Consider the following 18,463-nt stretch of genomic DNA (forward strand, 5'->3'; position numbering starts at 1 on the left):
TCTCCTAAATACCCGTTTTATGCTACTATAGTGCCTGAAAGTAGCGGAATCCTATTCCTCATGGGTAGAAACAATGTTAATTCAACTTACTATAGAAAATTTCTTATCCTTCAGGGATGAAGTCACTTTTAGTATGGTGGGAGTTAATAGCGATAGACAACATATAGATCACCTTGCTGAAGATATAGCAGAAAAAGGGCGATCGATCTTGCCGATTGCAGCAATTTACGGAGCAAATGCAGCAGGTAAGTCAAACCTGATCGAGGCTATAAGTTTTGCCAAAAACTTAGTGGTACAGGGAACTCGCAGCACTCAAACTATCCCTGTTTATCCATTCAAATTGGGCGATTATAGTAAGCAGCCAAGCAAGTTTGAGTTTATTTTTACCCATAAAGGCGATCGATATTCCTACGGCTTCAAATTAAATAGAGAGCAAATATTTGAAGAATGGCTACATGGAATTCCTGATGGCAAAAAACAAGAAGTAATGTATTTTGAACGCATTACATCATCCCAAAAAGAAACCACAGTTGAATATGGTTCAAAGCTTAAAGGTAGAAGTAAGAAGCGTCAACAGTTTCTAGATTTTATTGCAGAGGGAACGCGCCCAAACCAACTCTTTTTAACAGAATCTCTTGAGCGAAATATTGTTGTTTTACAACCTATTTTTGACTGGTTCAGAAAAGTATTAACTATTATTCCAGCAGAAGCCGATTATACCGGCTTAGAAATTAGTGTCCTCAGTGATGAATCATTCACAGACTTTATGAGTGAGTTTCTTAAATTTGCAGGAACAGGAATTGATTCCATAGTCACAGAGAAAGTAGAGTTGGATTTTGAGCGACACTTTCCAACTATGTCTAAAGTTTTAAGAGAGAATCTGATTCAAGCCCTGAATCAAGCAGAAAAAAATTCAATTGTAATGATTGAGAACTTAGGAGGTACAAGAGATATCCTGTTTAAAGATGATGAGAGTCAAGTAATTTTGATTCAACTCAGAACTCGTCATCGCAGTGAAGATGGAGGGTTTATTGATTTTTCCATAGAAGAGGAATCAGAAGGGACTCAACGTCTGATCAATCTAATTCCGGCTTTGTTTATTCTCAAACAAGAAGAAGAAAAAGTCTTTTTCCTTGATGAACTAGATAGGCGTTTGCATCCTCTGCTTTCTCGTAACTTTGTCCAACTAGCAATTAATTGTAGAGACAAAAATAACCAACTGATCTTTACAACCCACGATACCAATTTGCTAGACCTAGATTTACTCCGGCGTGATGAAATATGGTTTGTTGAAAAGAGCGAACAAGGTGCATCTAATCTTTACTCCTTAGCCGAATTCAAAATGAGACCAGACCTGAAGATTGAGAAAGGCTATTTGAATGGACGTTTTGGGGCTATTCCCTTCTTTGGAAATCCTCAAAATTTAGGGTGGCTTAATTGTGAAACCGCTGTATCTGTCACAACAAACTAATAGCAATGGGAAAAATTAAGCGCACAAAATTATTAGACAGACAACAGGATAGGAGGGATGCCAAACTATTTATAGTTGCTACGGAAGGTAAAGAAACTGAAAAACAATATTTTAGGATATTTAATAGCAGTAGAATTAAAATAGAGATATTAGCAACTACAGAAGACGGCAAATCTTCACCTGAATATGTTTTAGAGCGTTTAGATATATTCAAAGAACGATACGATCTAAATGAGGATGATATGCTTTGGCTGGTTTCTGATGTGGATCGTTGGGGACAAAAGAAGTTGAGTTCTGTTTGTAGTCAAGCTAGGCAAAAAGGTTATAATTTAGCTATTAGCAATCCTTGTTTTGAAGTATGGTTAACTTTACACTTTGAAGATATTAATCCCCAGGATAGGACTTGCGATAATTTTAAGGGAAGACTGCGAACTATTTTAGGAAGTTACAATGGTAGCAATTTGGATCTCTCTACTTACAAGCCAAATACAGAAAATGCAGTAAATCGAGCGAAAAATCTACATCCAAGTGTTCAACAAGATTGGCCACCCACACTAGGAACCCATGTATATAGACTTGTTGAGATTCTGCGGGACAGTCTCGATAGTGACTGCTGACTTCAACATCTGCTACAATGTGAATAAGAAATTAGCATAATTTAATTAACATTTTTAGATCGCACAACCAGTTTTCAGGCACTATCAAAATGAATACAAGATTTTTGTGGCGATCGCCCTCCAACAAACCACGCTGGATTATCCTACTATTATTAGGCGTTTTGGCAGCTTTGGCAACGATCGCCACTGCGGCCTACTTCAAAAGTGCGTTAGCGAAGCTGGCCGTAGGCATCGCCCAAACAGCCAGTCCCACCTTATCTGTAGACGTGAGGGCCGATCGCCATTCCATCAGTCCCGACATCTACGGTATGAACGATTTTGCCATAGATCCGGCCCTCGCCAAAGAGTTGCGAATTCCGGTGGAACGCTGGGGCGCCAATCACACTAGCCGCTACAACTGGTTAGTCGATTCTTCCAACGTCGGCGATGACTTCTTTTTCGTCGGCGGCGGCGACAACAAAAACCCCATTCCCGGCGATTCCACTGACAAAATTGTCAAAACTAACCGCAATAACGGCAGCAAAAGCATCGTTACCATCCCGATGATAGGCTATGTAAATAAGTTTAGCACTTGGAACTGCGGTTTTAGAGTATCCAAATACGGCGCGCAAGAAAAAACCAATCCCTACATTTTTCCCGAAGGCGATAAGTGCGGGAATGGGAAGCGTCCCGACGGCACTTTAATTACTAATAATAACCGCCTTGATGTTAGTATTGTCAGTAACCCAGATTTCCAAAAAGCTTGGGTTCAACATTTAGTTAAAACCCACGGTACTGCCGCTAAGGGCGGCGTGCAAATTTATCAAATGGACAATGAACCAAGCGGTTGGGGAAACACTCACCGCGATGTTCATCCAGAACCGACAAGTTATGACGAATTGCGCGATCGCACTTTCCAATATGCGTCAATGGTAAAAGCCACAGATCCCACCGCTAAGGTACTCGGGCCATCGGATTTTGGCTGGCCGGTTTATGTGGATTCTGGGGTAAAGGGCGATCGCGAAAAACACGGTGGCGTCTGGTTCGCGCGGTGGTACTTGCAGCAAATGCGCGCCTACGAACAGCAAAAAGGTGTTCGCATCCTCGACTATTTCGACGAACACTACTATCCTGTCGTCGATGACCTCTGTTTGGCTAATTGTCCCGCCGGCGATGCTAAGACGCAAGCAGCCCGATTGCGATCGACTCGTTCTCTGTGGGACAGCACTTATACTGATGAAAGTTGGATTGGTAAATACAATCCGCCGCTAACAATTATACCCCGGTTTCGAGAATGGGTCAAGCAAGATTACCCAGGTACAAAAGTCGCCATTACTGAATACAATTGGGGCGGTTTGGAGTCGATGAACGGTGCCTTAACTCAAGCCGAGATCCTGGGGATTTTTGGGCGGGAACAACTGGATTTAGCGACGCTGTGGGGGCCTCCCAAGTCTTCGGAACCGGGGGCTTATGCCTTCCGAACCTACATGAATTATGACGGTAAGGGCAGCAAGTACGGGGAGACTTGGGTGCGATCGCAAAGTACAGATCTGGGACAATTGTCAATCTACGGAGCACAACGCACTCAGGATGGTGCTTTGACGCTGGTAATCATTAACAAAACCAGTAAAAACTTGACCAGCAACTTGAGTCTGAAAGGCTTTAACCCAGGTGCCAAAGCTCAAGTTTACACCTACAGCGAGGCGAACTTGCGGGCGATCGTCCGTCAGAACGATTTAAGTGTCAGCGCTGCTGGCTTTCAGGCAACTTACCCAGCTAATTCTATTACTTTGGTTGCCATTCCGAAAGCGAAGGCTTAGTCAGTTGTCAAATCCACTAGCATTGGAATTTTTACTGTGGCGACTAATCCCCGCTAATCTCCACTAACCTTTCACCGGTTCTCAAAAGTTCCAGCGCATCTAACAAATGTGCACTAAGAATCTCTCGCAACCGATCATTTGATGTATTGCCACACGTCAACCAGATAATTTGTGGAGGCGAATCAAGACGATCGACCAAATCAACAAAGTCGCTGTCTTTAGTCATCAAAATAACTCCCTGCGCTTTGGCGGCCTCGAAAATTTCAGGATCTTCAGCATCTCTCAGTCCAATGTCGCGCAAGGCTACCGCTGCTACTCCAAGTGTATTAGTCATCCAGGTTGCGATCGCTGGTGGCAGATGTGCATCTACCCAGATCGTCATGCAACTAACACTGGATGATTAAGTTTACGTGATGCGTACAAAAGAGATGCTTTGAGGTCATCTCTTTCCAAATCGGGCATTTCTTCGAGAATTTGTTCAGCACTCAAACCGGCCGCAAATAAGTCTAGTACATCTGATACCCGAATTCTCATGCCACGAATACAGGGACGACCACTACACTGTCTGGGATTAATTGTGATTCTTGCAAGTAGTTCCAACATTCAAGTTAGTGAGGGTGAACACTTATCTTCATTATATCACATTAAGCATCAACCATCCAATCAATACACTTCTGCATTTGCTGTTGCATTGTTTCTCTGTCCGCATCATATCTCCGCCCATGTCCCGGCAACACCCATTCAAACGAGTAATTAGCCAAGTTTCGCATTGATTTGATTTGTTCTGCCCAAGAATACCAACAGGCTGTCCGAAAACCAATCAAATGCTGTAAATTTTCTGACCAAGCGAGATGATCGCCGCTAAACAAAAACTTGTTATTATAAAGTAAAACTGTGTGACCTTTCGTGTGACCGGGTACAGAAATAATCAACAAATCATCAGCTATTTGATGCGGTTCATTGCCAGATAATTGAATTTCCACACTGCGAGTGTCCGCATTTATTTCGTCGGTATGCAAAATGCGATCGCACTCAAAATACTCCCGGTATTTTTGATGGTCTGCCACATCATCCCGGTGAGTTAAATATAGATAGCGAATGCCACCCATTGCTTCGATATTTTTCACTAACGGCGGCACAAAACGCGGAGAATCAACTAAAATATTGCCCTCTGGACGGACAATCAAATAACTAGCAGCCCCGTAGGATTTTTCTGAATGGTAGCCACAGTGGTAAATATTGTCTGTTACCAGTGCTGGCAAGTTTTGTTGAACTTCTTTGATGTTTTTGGGTTTTTCAACAGTGCCGATCGAACTTGTCGGACAAGACAAAAGAGCCGCGAGACCTCGCATGGATGCTGTCTCGTTTGTCGGCTGCTGGTAAACCGCAGACTGTTCTCCGGCTTGAGTAAAGACTTCCGGTGCCATCCACCGACAAGTATCGCAGTCAATGCAGCTACTATCTACGTAAAAATTACCGCTGATATTTTCGGGGCGGCGTAAATTGATGTGAGCCATTTTTTATACCTTTTAATCACTAATCAGGGCGAGAAGCCCATTATATAAAAAATTCGGGGCGGGCAAGATGCCCACCCCACCAGGATTTAACTTTCTTGTGGAATTGGCATCTTGCCCGTTCCTAAAAATACTACCGGTTCCATCAGAATTTAACTTTTTTGTGGAACGGGCCGGAGAGCCCGTTCCCAAGCAGACTGCAAACTCAAAGTTTCAATTCTACTGCTGCTTCTGGCCCGCTGGAAAAGCACCAGTTGTCACCGCCACAGTCACAGGTTGTCCGCTGCGGCTCAACTCAAGCTGCATATCCTTGCCTACTGTACTTTTCTCGACAATTTGCTGTACGCTGCCAGCATCGGTGACTTCTGTACCGTTGATTTTTTTGATCACGTCAGCAACGCGCACTCCAGCTTGTGACGCCGGCGAATTTTTTGCAACTCCCATAACTAACACGCCTTTATCTTCAGTCAGCCTCAATTTGGCGTTGGGATTTTTATTGAATTCTGCTTTGACTTCGGGAGTAATGCTCAACATCCGAACGCCGAGATAAGGATGTTCGGCTTTTCCGGTACTGACTAATTGGTTGGCAATTTGTTGGGCCCGATCGATCGGAATCGCAAAACCCAACCCTTGGGCACCTTCAATAATCGCCGTATTCATGCCGATAACTTGACCCCGCTGGTTCAGCAACGGGCCGCCGGAATTGCCGGGATTGATGGCGGCGTCGGTTTGAATAAAGCTGACGCGCTTGTCGGGAACGCCCACATCGGCGCTAGAACGGCCTGTCGCGCTAATAATACCGACAGTCACGGTATTGTCCAAACCGAGGGGATTGCCGATCGCGATCGCCCATTCTCCCGGCTGTAAATCTTCAGATTTACCCAAACTCACCACAGGCAAATCGGTAGCCTCAACTTTAACAACAGCCACATCAGTAACTGTATCTACGCCCAAAACTTTGCCTGCCAATTCACGGCCATCCTTCAGTTTTACCGTCACCGTATCGGCGCCATCAACAACGTGAGCGTTAGTCAAAATGCGGCCGTCGGAACCAAAAACAAAACCCGAACCAGAGCCTCGTTGTACTCGATTTCCCGGCTGAGACCCAATCGGAGAATCTGGATCGAAGAAGCGGCGGAATTGTTCGGGAATCTCTTCTGGAGCTTGGTTTTTCACTGTGCGAGACGAGTTAATTCGTACTACTGCCGGGCCGACTTCCTGCACTACTTTAGTCACAAAATTAGAGTCTTGATTCGGCAATATATTTGCAGGTAAAGCTGAGATTGGCGCTGCGCTTGCAGGTTGTTCGGCTTTGATAGCATTAGAACTGCCAGGAACTTGCGAATTTAGGGCGTTGCAGCCGACAGTTGCCGTGGAGCCGAGCAAAACGAGGGATAAAAAAGCAAGTTTTTTCGGCACAGAAAAACGACGAGAAGGTTGAGTTTGATTAGATTTTTTGGGGGTTGACATAGTATTAATTTGCTAGGAGAATGGGCGAAATTTATAATTATGGTTTGGTAGTTTTAGCACCTAGTGCAATCAACTTAGAACTCAATGTTCTTTCATTTTAATTGAAACATTTATCAGATGTGTTTGGGTGGTGGGATTTACCCTACAGGCTGGAGTAGAAACCAGACTGTTGCAGGCAAATTGTTGATTTTAGGTGGTCAGCGCGATCGCCCTGGGTGAGGACTGACGAATTGCCACACCTGCGATAATACCAACTACGGTAACGGATCCGCATATTCCGCATTTCCTGGAAAATCTTCATGGCCTTGCTACCGGCAGCCCATAACTCAAACAAAAATGTTGGGTTTGTTTCCTTAGCCTGCAATGAAACCGGTGCGTTGCTCGCTCGAAACAGTCGCTCTTTCTTGAGGATTGTCGATGTATCCCTATCCTACGGCTATGAACGTTAATCTAAGGAATGAGAATTAAATAACTTCCACTCTTGAAAGTGGGATGGGCGGGAGAGCCCGTACTTTTTGGACGGGCGGGACGCCCATCCCACAATAACAATTAAAATTGTCAGTTATTTAATTCGCGATCCTAAAATAGTATTATTTTCCGTAGGTTCGATCGCAATACGGTTCACTTAACACTATCCCAAGAGAAGGGGAGCGTTTCAGTTTTGCATTTACAGTGCGAGCGTCCCCGCTCGCGTGCTTGTACAAGCACGCGAGCGGGGACGCTCGCACTACCATAAAAAATGCTTCTTGCAAAACCAAGAGAAGAACGTTAGCTTTCGCGATCCGGAGGAAAGCAAACTGTGTCTATTTTTCATAGTTTTTCCCTGTTGGAATCTCCGCTCTCAACTTTATTGGGTTCAATGGAACTAACCGCATCAATTTCCCTCGACTTGTTCCTGGAAGTTTCCAAAATATCAACAGTATTCTTAATAAAACCAGCCATCGGTACAGCAACTAACAAACCTGCTACTCCCGCCACCTTAACTCCCACTAACAGAGACACTAAAATCCACACCGGATTGAGGCCGATAAAACCACCTAATAATCGAGGAGCAACCCCGCTTTCAATTACTTGCTCTATGACTGTCGCGACAGCTAAAACTGTCACACCGAGCCAAAAGTTGCTTAGTGTAATCAGCAAACTGACAACGCAAATACTGAAAGGTGCCCCGAAGGGAATCATCGTCATTACACCGACACCCAAACCGAAAAGCAGCCCGAAGGGAACTCGCAAAATTAAAAAAGCCACCGTCATCGACAGTCCCATCAAACCCGCCAAGGTTGCTTGTCCGACGAAGTAGTTGTGGAAGCTTCGCGCCAGCAACTGTCGCAATTGCAGGCTCTGTTTGGAGGGAAACCATTTAAACAATCCTTCCCACACGCGATCGCCATGCAAGAGCAAGTAGAATGTCAGAACTATTGTCAGCAGAAAATTCACCAGACTGTCTGCCGCACCCAAGCCAAATTTGAGGATTTCGCCAGTGAGAGACTGCAATTGAGTTGAAAGTCGATCGCTCAATTGAGTAGTCAAACCGCTAACATCAATGCGAAGATTGCGATTTTCTGCCCACTTATTGAACGCTTCAATCTGTTCTGTACCGGAAACTATCCAAGTTGGGAGTCGAGTAGCGAGTTCAGTGATTTGGTTCAGCAGAATCGGAGCCAGAGTGACACCTAAAACCACCAATATCAGTAAAGTTACGAACAACACCGACAAAACTGCGCGATCGCGCTTCAGCCCGTATTTACGCAGAAAACGCACTGGATAATCTAGCAAAAAAGAGAACACTGTAGCGATTACCAAAACAGTAATCAGAGCGCGAAAATATTCAAACACTAGGAGGGCTAACCAGCAGTTGAGTACCGCTAGAGGGAATAACAGTCCGTAAGTCCACCACTGCGGCAGTTTAGTGAAACGTCTCATTAAGTTAACCAAGTTAAAATTTGAGATGCCAGATGTGAGATTGACGCTGCTATTCGCCGTTCTCCGTTAACGATTTTATGTTGCATTTAGTTATACCAGGCTGCTAAAAATTCCCACTTGCTCTGCTAGTAGCAGAAATTGGGCTGTGGGCAGGTACTCCCTGCCACAACCATGTTATCTCGTTGACGCTGGTATGGATATATTACCTGCGGAATAACTTATTTTTTGCTATTTTTAGGAAAGGAGTTTGAGGCTCACAATTCAAGCTTTTTCGCCGTGCCGTTCGAGAGCTAATTGAATTAAACGGTCTGCTAATTCGGGGAAAGAAATACCATCATGCGCCCACATTTGAGGATACATACTGGTAGCTGTAAATCCGGGGAAAGTGTTGATTTCGTTAATCAAAACTTCTCCGGTTGATTCAACGTAGAAAAAGTCTACCCGCGCTAAACCGGCAGCGTCAATGGCTAAGAATGCTTGCACTGCCATTTCTTGGATTTGCGAGACGATCGCACTGCTGACTTTTGCCGGAATTGAACACTCGGATTGTCCCTCAGTATATTTAGTTTCGTAGTCGTAGAAATCGCTTTGAAAACTAATTTCTCCCACCGTTGAAGCTTTCGGATTATCGTTGCCCAAAACCGCACATTCTAACTCTCTAGCAACCACACCAGCTTCCACAATGATCCGCCTGTCGTAGCTGGCGGCGCCATCAAGAGCGGCTTCTAACTCAGCGCGCGATCGAGCCTTAGAAATGCCCACAGACGAACCCAAATTTGCTGGTTTAATAAAGCAAGGATAGCCCAACTCAGCTTCAATTTTGTCGCACAGTTTGGGGAAAACGCAAGGATTCGACCAGATTTCGGAACGATTGACAGCGATGTATTTTACCTGCGGCAAACCTGCGTTAGCAAAAGCCATTTTCATCGCAATTTTATCCATTCCCATCGCCGAACCCAAAACCCCCGAACCGACAAAAGGAACTTGCAATAATTTCAGCAATCCTTGCACCGTACCGTCTTCACCGTTAGGCCCGTGTAAAACCGGAAACCAAACATCTACTCCATTAAAATTAGGAAATTGCCAAGCTTCTCCTGCTTGTGACTCTATTTCCAGAGGTTTGCCGGCGGCTAAGACTTGCTGCGGTAATGTTCCCGACAGCCAGCGGCCGTCTTTTTGGATGTAAAAGGGCAGAACTTCGTATTTAGAAGCATTTTCGTCAGCAGCGAGGGCACGGGCGATCGCCCTTGCCGAACTAATAGAGACTTCATGTTCGCCCGATCGCCCGCCGAAGAGTAACCCGATCCGCATCTTCGTCATTTTTCCATACTCCCGATACTTTTTGATAAATATACACGCAGAGAGCGCAGCCAACGCAGAAATGAACGCTTTAAGACTACCTATCCCCTCCCTTCCACTCTTCCTCTGTGTCCTCTGCGCTCTCTGCGGTAAAAAAATATATCTTGTTAAAAGACTCCGAGACTCTAGCAAATATTATCTATGGAGGTTACTGGGGCTGTATTGGTTTGACAAATCTGCTGTTAGCCGGCACAAAACAATTACTCGGCGCGCCGGTACCCTCACTTTTTTCTATAAAAAACCAAGGTTGACGTTGGGCATCGTACAAAACCCCCAATCCGCTAGGGCCCAGATAGATTTCAAAATTCTGCCCTGGTTTCAAAGTACCAACTACAGGCCAACTGCCAATATTTAAATTTACCTTGCTTCCAGGGTCTTCTATTTCCTGAATAGAGTGCGGGCCCATGCGACATTTAACACCGTTGGGGTCTGAATCTGTGGCTTCCCAATATCGGTGAGATGTTCTTTTATACTCTCCACGTTCGTTTGGCTGCGGCAATTCCACTTGAGGAATTGAATTTTGCGTCTTGTCAAATTCAGAATTTTGTGTCATGTTATTTAGACTCTTTTTTCGTATTAGAGTTTTATTGCGGTGTTCCAGCCAGCCACAAAGCTAAATTGCGGACATAAGTTTTGATATCATCTAAAGCCTGTGACTCTGTTTGCATAGTGTTTCCCGGCGGTTCAGTCACAAAGCTTGGACAACCCATATCCAAATTCCAATTATAATCGCAGAAGTGATGAAAAGTCGATTGAGCCACTCCACGTCCGAGCTGATTTCCGATCGTATCGGGAGGCCACTCGAAAGCAACAGCGAGGTTAAAAATGCGATCGCTCACCAAACTTTTCCCTTGTGCAATTACCCTACCGTACTGATCGCCTGGGGGGACACCCACAGCACCTTCATGCGGATGAGCCGGAAAAAACTCGATCGCTTCGGCAGAAGCACCAGGCCTTTTCAAAAGAGAATGTACCGGATCGATCGCGATAATTCTCTGATAATTCCCATTGCGTCCAGAATGATAGTTAGGCCAAGAAATATTAGTAGTATCAACATCATCTATGCAATGTTTCGATGGATCTGGATCGGGATTTTTAGTTTGAAAAAAATGTGCAGCCCCCACACCAGAAATAGTGCAGATAGACGAACCTAAATCTTGATGGTCGCGAGTTGCCAAAATCCCCCCGCCCCGTTGGTGAAAAGCCTTAATTCCCGCACAATCTTTTTCAGTCAAACCGTCTCCTACATCAACAGCAAACAGCCACAGCTCGTCAAATATTGATTCTCCCAAACTGCTTAGGATTGGGTCATTCCCTTCTATATTTGATTCGCGGTTTCTTGCCATTACTTGAAATAATTGATTTCCCCGATCGTCCTTCAGATTAGCCAAATAGTCTCGCAACAAAGAGAAACGCTCGATACTCCAGTCATCCTCAGTTGTTGGAATCGTTGTTTGCAGTAAAATGCGAATTGGTTTTTCCATTTTAATCAGGGGAACGGGGAATAGTTTTGAGTTAGTGGATATGGAAGGGAGGAAAAGAAATTAAATTCGCAATCTAATTTAGATTTTCCAGCATTTCGCCAGTCAAACTAAAAGCGCGAATATCAGTAATTTTAACACGCACAATCTTACCAGCCAATTGTGCAATATCCCCCTTAAAAAATGTGAGACGATTGCCGCGAGTGCGCCCCATCACCTGAGTTGGATCTTTGAGATTTTGGACTTCCACCAAAACCTCCTCCGTGCGCCCGAAATAGCGCTGCGATCGCTCCATAGCCGTTGTTGTCACGACATGATTGATACGTTGCAGGCGATCGGCTTTTACCTCCTCACTCAACTGATTTTCCCACAACGCAGCAGGCGTTCCCGGGCGAGGCGAATAAGCAGCAGTATTCACCAAATCAAAACCAACATCTTCGATCAACTTCAGAGTCTTCTCAAACTGCGCCTCCGTCTCCCCAGGAAACCCGACAATCGCATCAGCCGTAATCGAAGCATCAGGCATATAACGGCGAATCATATCAACAATTCGCAGATATTTCTCCTGAGTATAACCCCGAGACATCGCCTTCAGAATCTCATTATCTCCCGACTGAAAAGGCACGTGAAAATGTTCGCAAACCTGCGGCAACTCCGCACAAGCCTTAATCAATCGTTCATTAAAATAGCGAGGGTGGCTAGTAGCAAAACGCAGGCGATCGACACCAGGAACATCCTGCACAAAATAAAGCAAATCAGTCAAAGTATGCAGGTTGCTACCATCCGGTTTCGTCCCCGGCAAATCGCGCCCGTAAGCATCAATATTCTGCCCCAACAAAGTCACTTCCTTGTAACCTTGACGGCCCAACTCCTCCATTTCAGCCCGAATAGCCTCCGGAATTCGCGACTGTTCAACCCCGCGAACATTTGGCACAACACAATAAGTGCAGCGTTCATTGCAGCCATAAATTACATTCACCCAAGCAGTCACCTGGCTGTCGCGACGAGGCTTAGTAATATCCTCCATAATCTCCACAGCTTCAGTCGCCACAACTTGATTTCCCTGGAAAACTTGTTCCAGCAAATCTTCAAGTCTGTTAGCGTGTTGCGGCCCCATTACTAAGTCCAATTCCGGCACTCTCCGTAACAGCGCCTCACCTTCCTGTTGCGCCACGCATCCAGCTACAACTAAAGTCAAACCCGGTTCTTTACGCTTGCGATGAGCTTGCCTTCCCAGGTTAGAATAAACTCTTTGTTCGGCATTATCGCGAATGGTGCAAGTATTGTAGAGAATCAAACTAGCGTCGTTCGGGTCTTCCGAGAACTCAAAGCCCATATTTTCCAGAATGCCAGCCATCCGTTCGGAGTCGGCTTTGTTCATCTGGCATCCGAAAGTGGTAATGTGATAGCGGCGGGGTTTAACAGTCATGGCGAATTGCAGGAAAATAAAAAATCTAGGTTTTCAACCTTAACCAACTATTATATAACAAGTCTCAACCCTTTGTGAACTTTTCTTGTTCTTAATTTATTGAAAAACAACTTTCACAAACCTTTAGGGTGTGTGAGGCGCGGCGATTAATACCATTGCTGAAAAATATTGCTACAATATATTTTGGGGTTTGTTTACAATAGCTGGTGCTGGTGGTGCTTCGCCATTAGATTGTCGATTGTGATGCAGAGATTTATCGCAGGCGACACACCCTACAAACTACAAACCTATGATATAAATGTAAAATAGTTTTAGCAATACCTTGCCCAGCCAAGTAAGGAACTCCATTTCCAACTGTTTTAAACATATTCGTCAATGTCATATTATCCGGCAGTGCAAACTCTTTTGGTAGAGACTGAATAGCTAGTGTTTCAGCAACAGAAAGCCTGCGAACTTTGTAAGGGTGCAAGTGAACTTCGTTATTTCCATAACAAGCAGTCGGCGAATAACGCCAGCGGTGCAGGCGCTTGAAAGATTTTTTTGAATCGTCTCCCTCATCGACCTCAGCAAACCTTTTAATACCTGCTCTTGGTTGAAAATAATGTTCAGCGTTGGGATGGTTGAGAACATCATTTTTTTGAAACCAAAACTCAACTGTTAATTCTTGGGTGATGCCATCGGGACAAGGCAAAAAACCATCGCGTACAAAAGCATTTCTTTCAGACCAAGGATGACAAAAAACTTCTGATTTGGGATATAATATCTGAGTTTCCCAGGGGAATAAATTTTCAGGTAACATTGGGCTGGTTTCATCTAGAATAATCCCCAGATTTTTGACAAGATTTTTTTTAAAGCCAATCAAAATAATTCGGTCTCTATCCTGCGGTACTCCATATTCGATCGCATTTATTAAACGTTCCACAAAAAAATATTCCGAATCAGCCAACTTAAGCTTGAGTTCGTCGTAAAAAGCTTTATGTTTTTTTGTCCTCCACAAACCTTTGACATTTTCAAACAAAAAGAAATCCGGCTGCTGCTGGCAAATCAATTCAATGTAGGAAGCTGAAAGTTTGCCTTTATCTCCTTCCTGCCCTCGGTTTTTACCACCCACAGAAAAGTCTGGACAAGGCGGCCCAGCGATAAATCCCACAATATCGTGATGCTGGCGGGCATCCTGCATCAATTCCCGCAGGCGAGAAGCTGGTTTTCCCCCTACAAGTTGAGTGACATCTGCTTCCTCGCCTTCGCAGTATCCGTATTCTGGTAGCGGCAAATTCAGGCACTGCCGAGAGTAGCGGTATGCTTGCATGAAAGGTGGGAAAATTTCATTGACATAGGCTACATGAAACCCATTTAATTCAAAACCGAGGTCAAGGAATCCCGAACCGGAAAAAAAGGAGAATATACAGGGAGAACGGTACATTAAATCATCCCAGTTATTTTAAACTAAGCTTACTATAAATTCGGTTGGGCTTGCACCTGACTATTGCTAAAAGTCGCAGAACCCCGCGCCGGACACGGCAGTGCCGTTTCCCTGGTCAAAACTATTAGACAACAACATTGTCTTCATGCGCTTTCCTCTCTCAAAAATATCTGCGTTCATCTGCGTCAATCTGCCTGACATCTGCGGTTTCCTTCTCTCCTCAAAGATTTATGAAATTCAACTCTATTCTTAAAACCATTGGCCGCCTCGGAAACGCCAGTAGGGAAAGAAAATCCGCATCAGTGTTTGCGATGCTAGATAAATAGCCAGCCACACTAAACTGTAATGCAATGCAAAAGCTGTTAAGTCAAAATTTTCTCGCGGTATTCCCGGCAAACCGATAATTTTAATTAAAAATAACACAAAAAGTGCTTCCCAAATCCCGGCGATTAATTGAAATGCGCCGGGCCAATCTCGATCCCAGCGAAACTGCTGGATGTAGATATATAAGATATCCCAGCCGATGCCAAAAATTGCTACATAACCTAAAATTAAGAAAAAGATTGCACCTGATGTGGAAGTGATTAAACCTAGAAAAAATGGCAGGGTTACTAAAACGCCGATGGTTGCAAATAGCAGTAACCGAGTTTGCCAGCGGCCGAATAAGGTGGGGGTCATTCGATTTTAGATTTTAGATTTTGGATTTTAGATTGGGGATTTTGAATTTTGGATTGGGGATTGGCGATTTTGAATTGGGGATTTTGAATTGGGGATTGGGGATTGGGATTTGAGGTTGAATGCGAAGCTCTTTTACATCCGTTAAATCCGCTACAAAATCCGTTACCGAACTTTTTCAATTTAGCCGGGAGATTTATTTAAAATCCACTTTGACCATTGTAAGAACGATCGCCAAACGCTCAATTTCCCAACACCCGGAACTCCGTTAGCGGCCAGACTTTCAACGGAACGCAGGGCGGCGTATTGCAAGCCCAAAAAGCTGTCTACGGGCGCGTAAGGCCCGCCCAAAGTAATCGCGCCCGCTGCGTACACCCGCCCTTCTGGGTTGTTGGGGGAGGCGTTCCGCAATTCGGGCACTTCAAAATCGTTGTTAACACTCAAACGCCCCAAATTGTTGAGGGGAAGATTGTATTGAATTACCAAATCCTCTAGCAGGGGGCTGGTTTTTACCTTAGCGTCCAAACCTGTCGCGTCAATAATAAAATCAGCTTGTAACTTAATTTGCCCTTTGAGATCCTTTTCTTGAATGTAAGTCACGGTGCGGTTTTGACTGTCGCGCTCGACTCGCTCGACTTCCCCGAAGGTAATTTGATACCATCCTTGACTTAAACCTTCTTTGACTATCCGCCGCCAGTCGCTGCGATTGGCTGTGGTAGTGCCGCCCCAGTCTCCGAGAAACTGCGGGCGAAATTCGGGTTTGGCTTTTTCCAAAAGTACGCGGAGTTCGCCGCCCCAACAGGCTTTGGGCCAGTTGAAAGGTTGAAATTCATAGTGATTTTCGACGACTCGCACGGTGAGGTTAAATTTGTTACCTTGAGGTTTGGGCGATCGCATCAAATGCAATACTTGAATGTTGGCATTTCGCTGTCGCGCTTCATAAATTCGCTGCACCACCCGCGAAGCCACAATTCCCCGCCCTCTAATTAAAACGCTGCCGCCCCTCGCCTCCAACTTTTCGTAAACGCCGTCGTGACTTTCGTAAGCGTTGACAACCGACTCAAAATCCTGGGTTTTTTCGCGATATTCTTGCAAGTCGGGCAAAAATTGAATGGCGGGATAGCCGGTGGCTAAGTGTACGTATTTGGCGATTAAAAAAGCACGATCGCGCTGGTTGGCATTCGATCGAGAATAAGCGATCGCGTACCTACCGTCATCTGTCTGGCGAATCGCCCGCACTCTCCCGTAGCGAAACATCTGATTCCACCCGATACGCACAGTTTCCCTGTCAATCGAATCAAACACATTTCCGGCGCGCGGCGTATAAGTTTCGGCAAAAGTCGGTTCCGCAAACACCTGCCACATCAACTTCAGCGACACCATCAACCGCCCTTTCCGCAATTCCTGCCAAGCTTCCCGCACAGCATAGGGAGGCCAGCCCCAAATGTTGTCTGGACACGAGTCAGAATTCGATCGCAGCCTTTCCCTGAGCGGAATTTGAGAATTCAGGCACAACCGACGGTAACGGGCGTAAGGTTGCTCTTCCATGCCCAGAACGGCAATTCGATCGACCTTCACGCCGCAAATTCTCAGCAAATCCACCCAAATCAAGCTGCCCAAACCGCCACCAACAGCAGCCCAATCAATTTCTTCAACCGGGAGTCCCATAGATTGGATCGATCGCATTGTGACTTGATTTGCCTGCAAAAATGCGATCGGCGGAAATTCTCCCCTACTATTTGTTTGAGGCACCGGCGACACCATGGGCTGCCCCAACGCGGGGTCTGGCCTATTGGTCTGCGGGTTAAAGAAAATGTGAGAATTGACAGACTGGGTTTCTGTGGAATTAACAGTAAATGAAATGGCTATCTTGTAGGGCCCGATTTGCAGCATATCGCCATTTGCCAGCACGCACCGGGTTTGGCGGGTGCCGTTGACAAAAGTACCGTTGCGACTGCCGGTGTCAGTAACTACAATACTGTCGCCTTCGGTGGCAATCACAGCGTGAAACCGAGACACTTGACTGCTTTTGAGGGGAATTCGAGAAACTCGCTCACCGTTGATGGTGGAGGGCATACCTTCAAAAATACGTCCCAAAGCGATGGGCAATTCGAGTATCGGGGAGCGACAATCCCCCGTAGCTGTATCTTTCCAAGTAAGTCGCAGGTGCAAGGGTTGAGGATTCATTATTATTTTTTAAACATCAGCCGTCGGCTTTGAGCTTTCTGGGAAAAAAGATTTTTGAATTTGAGAGATTTGATTTGATCTCGGGGCCTATCTCAAAAACTTTAATAGTTTTAGGTGCATGGGGGCTAGAAACCGAGAATATCTGTAGATTTCTCGTTATTTCGCCCCTGATATTTGAGATTTTCGATTGAATGCAGTCCCAAAAGTGTCAGGAAGTAAAAATTAGATGCCGTTGCCAGCAAGATCCTAGCATTGGCGATCGCGCGATCGAACAAAAGAGCGATCGCGCGATTCTGGCTTTTTCTCTTCCCTCAAGGAGACAGCACCACACTCGCCGCCGCCGCCAAAGAAGTACCGCACCACGGACACCCCGCACTCAACTGCGCGTAAGGCGAAACGCGGCTGCACTTGGGACACTGCAAACCGTAAATAGAAGGCTGCGTCGGCGGGGAAGAAATTTGCACCGGAGGCGCCCCAAGCAAAACTGTCAGCGGCGCGGCTAAGTGCACCTCAGTTACATTCACCTCGATTTCCACTTGGCCTAAATGGATGCGGCTGTCGGATTTCAATATTGCTTCGCCCGAGGCGAGAATTTTTCCGTCTACCAGGGGCGGATTGCTGGCGCGCAAATTCCGCACTGCATACTCCTGCAATTCGCGATTAAAAAATATTTCGACGTGCAACCCCGATACGCTCGAATCCGAAAATACTATATCGCACTGCGCTGGGTCGCGTCCGAGTCTCACGCTTCCCGGGTTTTTGCTTGGCTGTTCGTTTAGAATCGTCTGAGTTTGACGAACCCCAGCCTCTGTCCATGTTAAATTTAGCTGGTTTGTCATCGTTTTATAAGAAATACCGTGAAAACCCTGGGACTTTAGTCCAGGGATGAAAGGGCATTGCAGGATTGATCCTGCCAGTTAAATATTTACCAATTCTAGTAAAATCAATCAAGGAGGGTAAAAAAAGATGTACGCAGTACAAAGAGACCTTTGGCATTTAACAGGACTCGACAAAATCATTGTCGAGCAACTGTTGAGGTGGTCAAACAATCTGTTTAATGTCGGGACTTACGAAAGTCGGCAACGGTACTTTAAGGACAAAGGTACAATTAAATA

Annotated in this window: 16 protein-coding genes; 3 read left to right on the top strand and 13 right to left on the bottom strand. The window is 45.4% G+C overall.

What is annotated here, in order from left to right; translation table 11 throughout:
- The first annotated feature begins 73 nt into the window (after positions 1–73).
- The 3 genes from JGK16_RS27230 (at position 74) to JGK16_RS27240 (ending at position 3,887) form a co-directional block, all read left to right on the top strand.
- The gene (locus tag JGK16_RS27230; protein ID WP_293184459.1) at positions 74–1,471 is read left to right on the top strand and encodes an ATP/GTP-binding protein; all 1,398 of its coding nucleotides are present in this window, start codon (positions 74–76) and stop codon (positions 1,469–1,471) included.
- Between the two features lie 5 nt (positions 1,472–1,476).
- On the top strand, positions 1,477–2,088 hold the full coding sequence (locus tag JGK16_RS27235; RefSeq protein ID WP_293184456.1) for an RloB family protein: 612 nt from the start codon (positions 1,477–1,479) through the stop codon (positions 2,086–2,088).
- Positions 2,089–2,177: 89 nt separating this feature from the next.
- On the top strand, positions 2,178–3,887 hold the full coding sequence (locus tag JGK16_RS27240; protein WP_293184453.1) for a glycoside hydrolase family 44 protein: 1,710 nt from the start codon (positions 2,178–2,180) through the stop codon (positions 3,885–3,887).
- Between the two features lie 43 nt (positions 3,888–3,930).
- Here JGK16_RS27240 and JGK16_RS27245 read toward each other — a convergent pair whose 3' ends face one another.
- The 13 genes from JGK16_RS27245 to JGK16_RS27305 form a co-directional block, all read right to left on the bottom strand.
- Entirely contained in the window at positions 3,931–4,269 is a 339-nt protein-coding gene (locus tag JGK16_RS27245) for a DUF5615 family PIN-like protein (protein ID WP_293193258.1), read from the bottom strand.
- A complete protein-coding gene (locus tag JGK16_RS27250) occupies positions 4,266–4,490 on the bottom strand; it encodes a DUF433 domain-containing protein (protein ID WP_293184449.1) in 225 nt (74 codons plus the stop codon). The genes JGK16_RS27245 and JGK16_RS27250 overlap by 4 nt, the downstream gene beginning before the upstream one ends.
- A gap of 41 nt (positions 4,491–4,531) precedes the next feature.
- On the bottom strand, positions 4,532–5,404 hold the full coding sequence (locus JGK16_RS27255) for an MBL fold metallo-hydrolase (protein WP_293193257.1): 873 nt from the start codon (positions 5,402–5,404) through the stop codon (positions 4,532–4,534).
- Positions 5,405–5,620: 216 nt separating this feature from the next.
- A complete protein-coding gene (locus JGK16_RS27260) occupies positions 5,621–6,871 on the bottom strand; it encodes an HhoA/HhoB/HtrA family serine endopeptidase (RefSeq protein ID WP_293193256.1) in 1,251 nt (416 codons plus the stop codon).
- 810 nt (positions 6,872–7,681) lie between these two features.
- Positions 7,682–8,794 carry an AI-2E family transporter gene (locus JGK16_RS27265; RefSeq protein ID WP_293193255.1) on the bottom strand — a complete coding sequence of 371 codons (1,113 nt, stop codon included), beginning with the start codon at positions 8,792–8,794 and terminating at the stop codon, positions 7,682–7,684.
- A gap of 261 nt (positions 8,795–9,055) precedes the next feature.
- On the bottom strand, positions 9,056–10,114 hold the full coding sequence (locus JGK16_RS27270) for a D-alanine--D-alanine ligase family protein (RefSeq protein ID WP_293184437.1): 1,059 nt from the start codon (positions 10,112–10,114) through the stop codon (positions 9,056–9,058).
- A gap of 187 nt (positions 10,115–10,301) precedes the next feature.
- Positions 10,302–10,706, bottom strand: a complete 405-nt coding sequence (locus JGK16_RS27275; RefSeq protein WP_293193254.1) for a hypothetical protein — start codon at positions 10,704–10,706, stop codon at positions 10,302–10,304.
- Between the two features lie 31 nt (positions 10,707–10,737).
- Complete coding sequence (locus JGK16_RS27280; RefSeq protein WP_293193253.1) at positions 10,738–11,637, bottom strand: hypothetical protein; 900 nt, start codon at positions 11,635–11,637, stop codon at positions 10,738–10,740.
- Between the two features lie 73 nt (positions 11,638–11,710).
- Positions 11,711–13,063, bottom strand: a complete 1,353-nt coding sequence (miaB, locus tag JGK16_RS27285; RefSeq protein WP_293193252.1) for a tRNA (N6-isopentenyl adenosine(37)-C2)-methylthiotransferase MiaB — start codon at positions 13,061–13,063, stop codon at positions 11,711–11,713.
- Between the two features lie 253 nt (positions 13,064–13,316).
- Positions 13,317–14,486 (bottom strand): DNA cytosine methyltransferase, encoded by a 1,170-nt coding sequence (locus JGK16_RS27290; protein ID WP_293203523.1) that lies wholly within the window; start codon positions 14,484–14,486, stop codon positions 13,317–13,319.
- Positions 14,487–14,735: 249 nt separating this feature from the next.
- Positions 14,736–15,164, bottom strand: coding sequence for a hypothetical protein (locus JGK16_RS27295; protein ID WP_293193250.1), 429 nt, complete (start codon positions 15,162–15,164; stop codon positions 14,736–14,738).
- 180 nt (positions 15,165–15,344) lie between these two features.
- Positions 15,345–17,348: an FHA domain-containing protein gene (locus tag JGK16_RS27300; protein ID WP_293184425.1), complete on the bottom strand. Its 2,004-nt coding sequence runs from the start codon at positions 17,346–17,348 to the stop codon at positions 15,345–15,347.
- A 311-nt stretch (positions 17,349–17,659) separates the two neighbouring features.
- Positions 17,660–18,187 (bottom strand): FHA domain-containing protein, encoded by a 528-nt coding sequence (locus tag JGK16_RS27305; RefSeq protein WP_293184423.1) that lies wholly within the window; start codon positions 18,185–18,187, stop codon positions 17,660–17,662.
- Between the last annotated feature and the right edge of the window lie 276 nt (positions 18,188–18,463).

Origin of the sequence: Microcoleus sp. PH2017_09_SFU_O_A (genome assembly GCF_020738625.1) — a bacterium.
Classification (GTDB): domain Bacteria; phylum Cyanobacteriota; class Cyanobacteriia; order Cyanobacteriales; family Microcoleaceae; genus Microcoleus.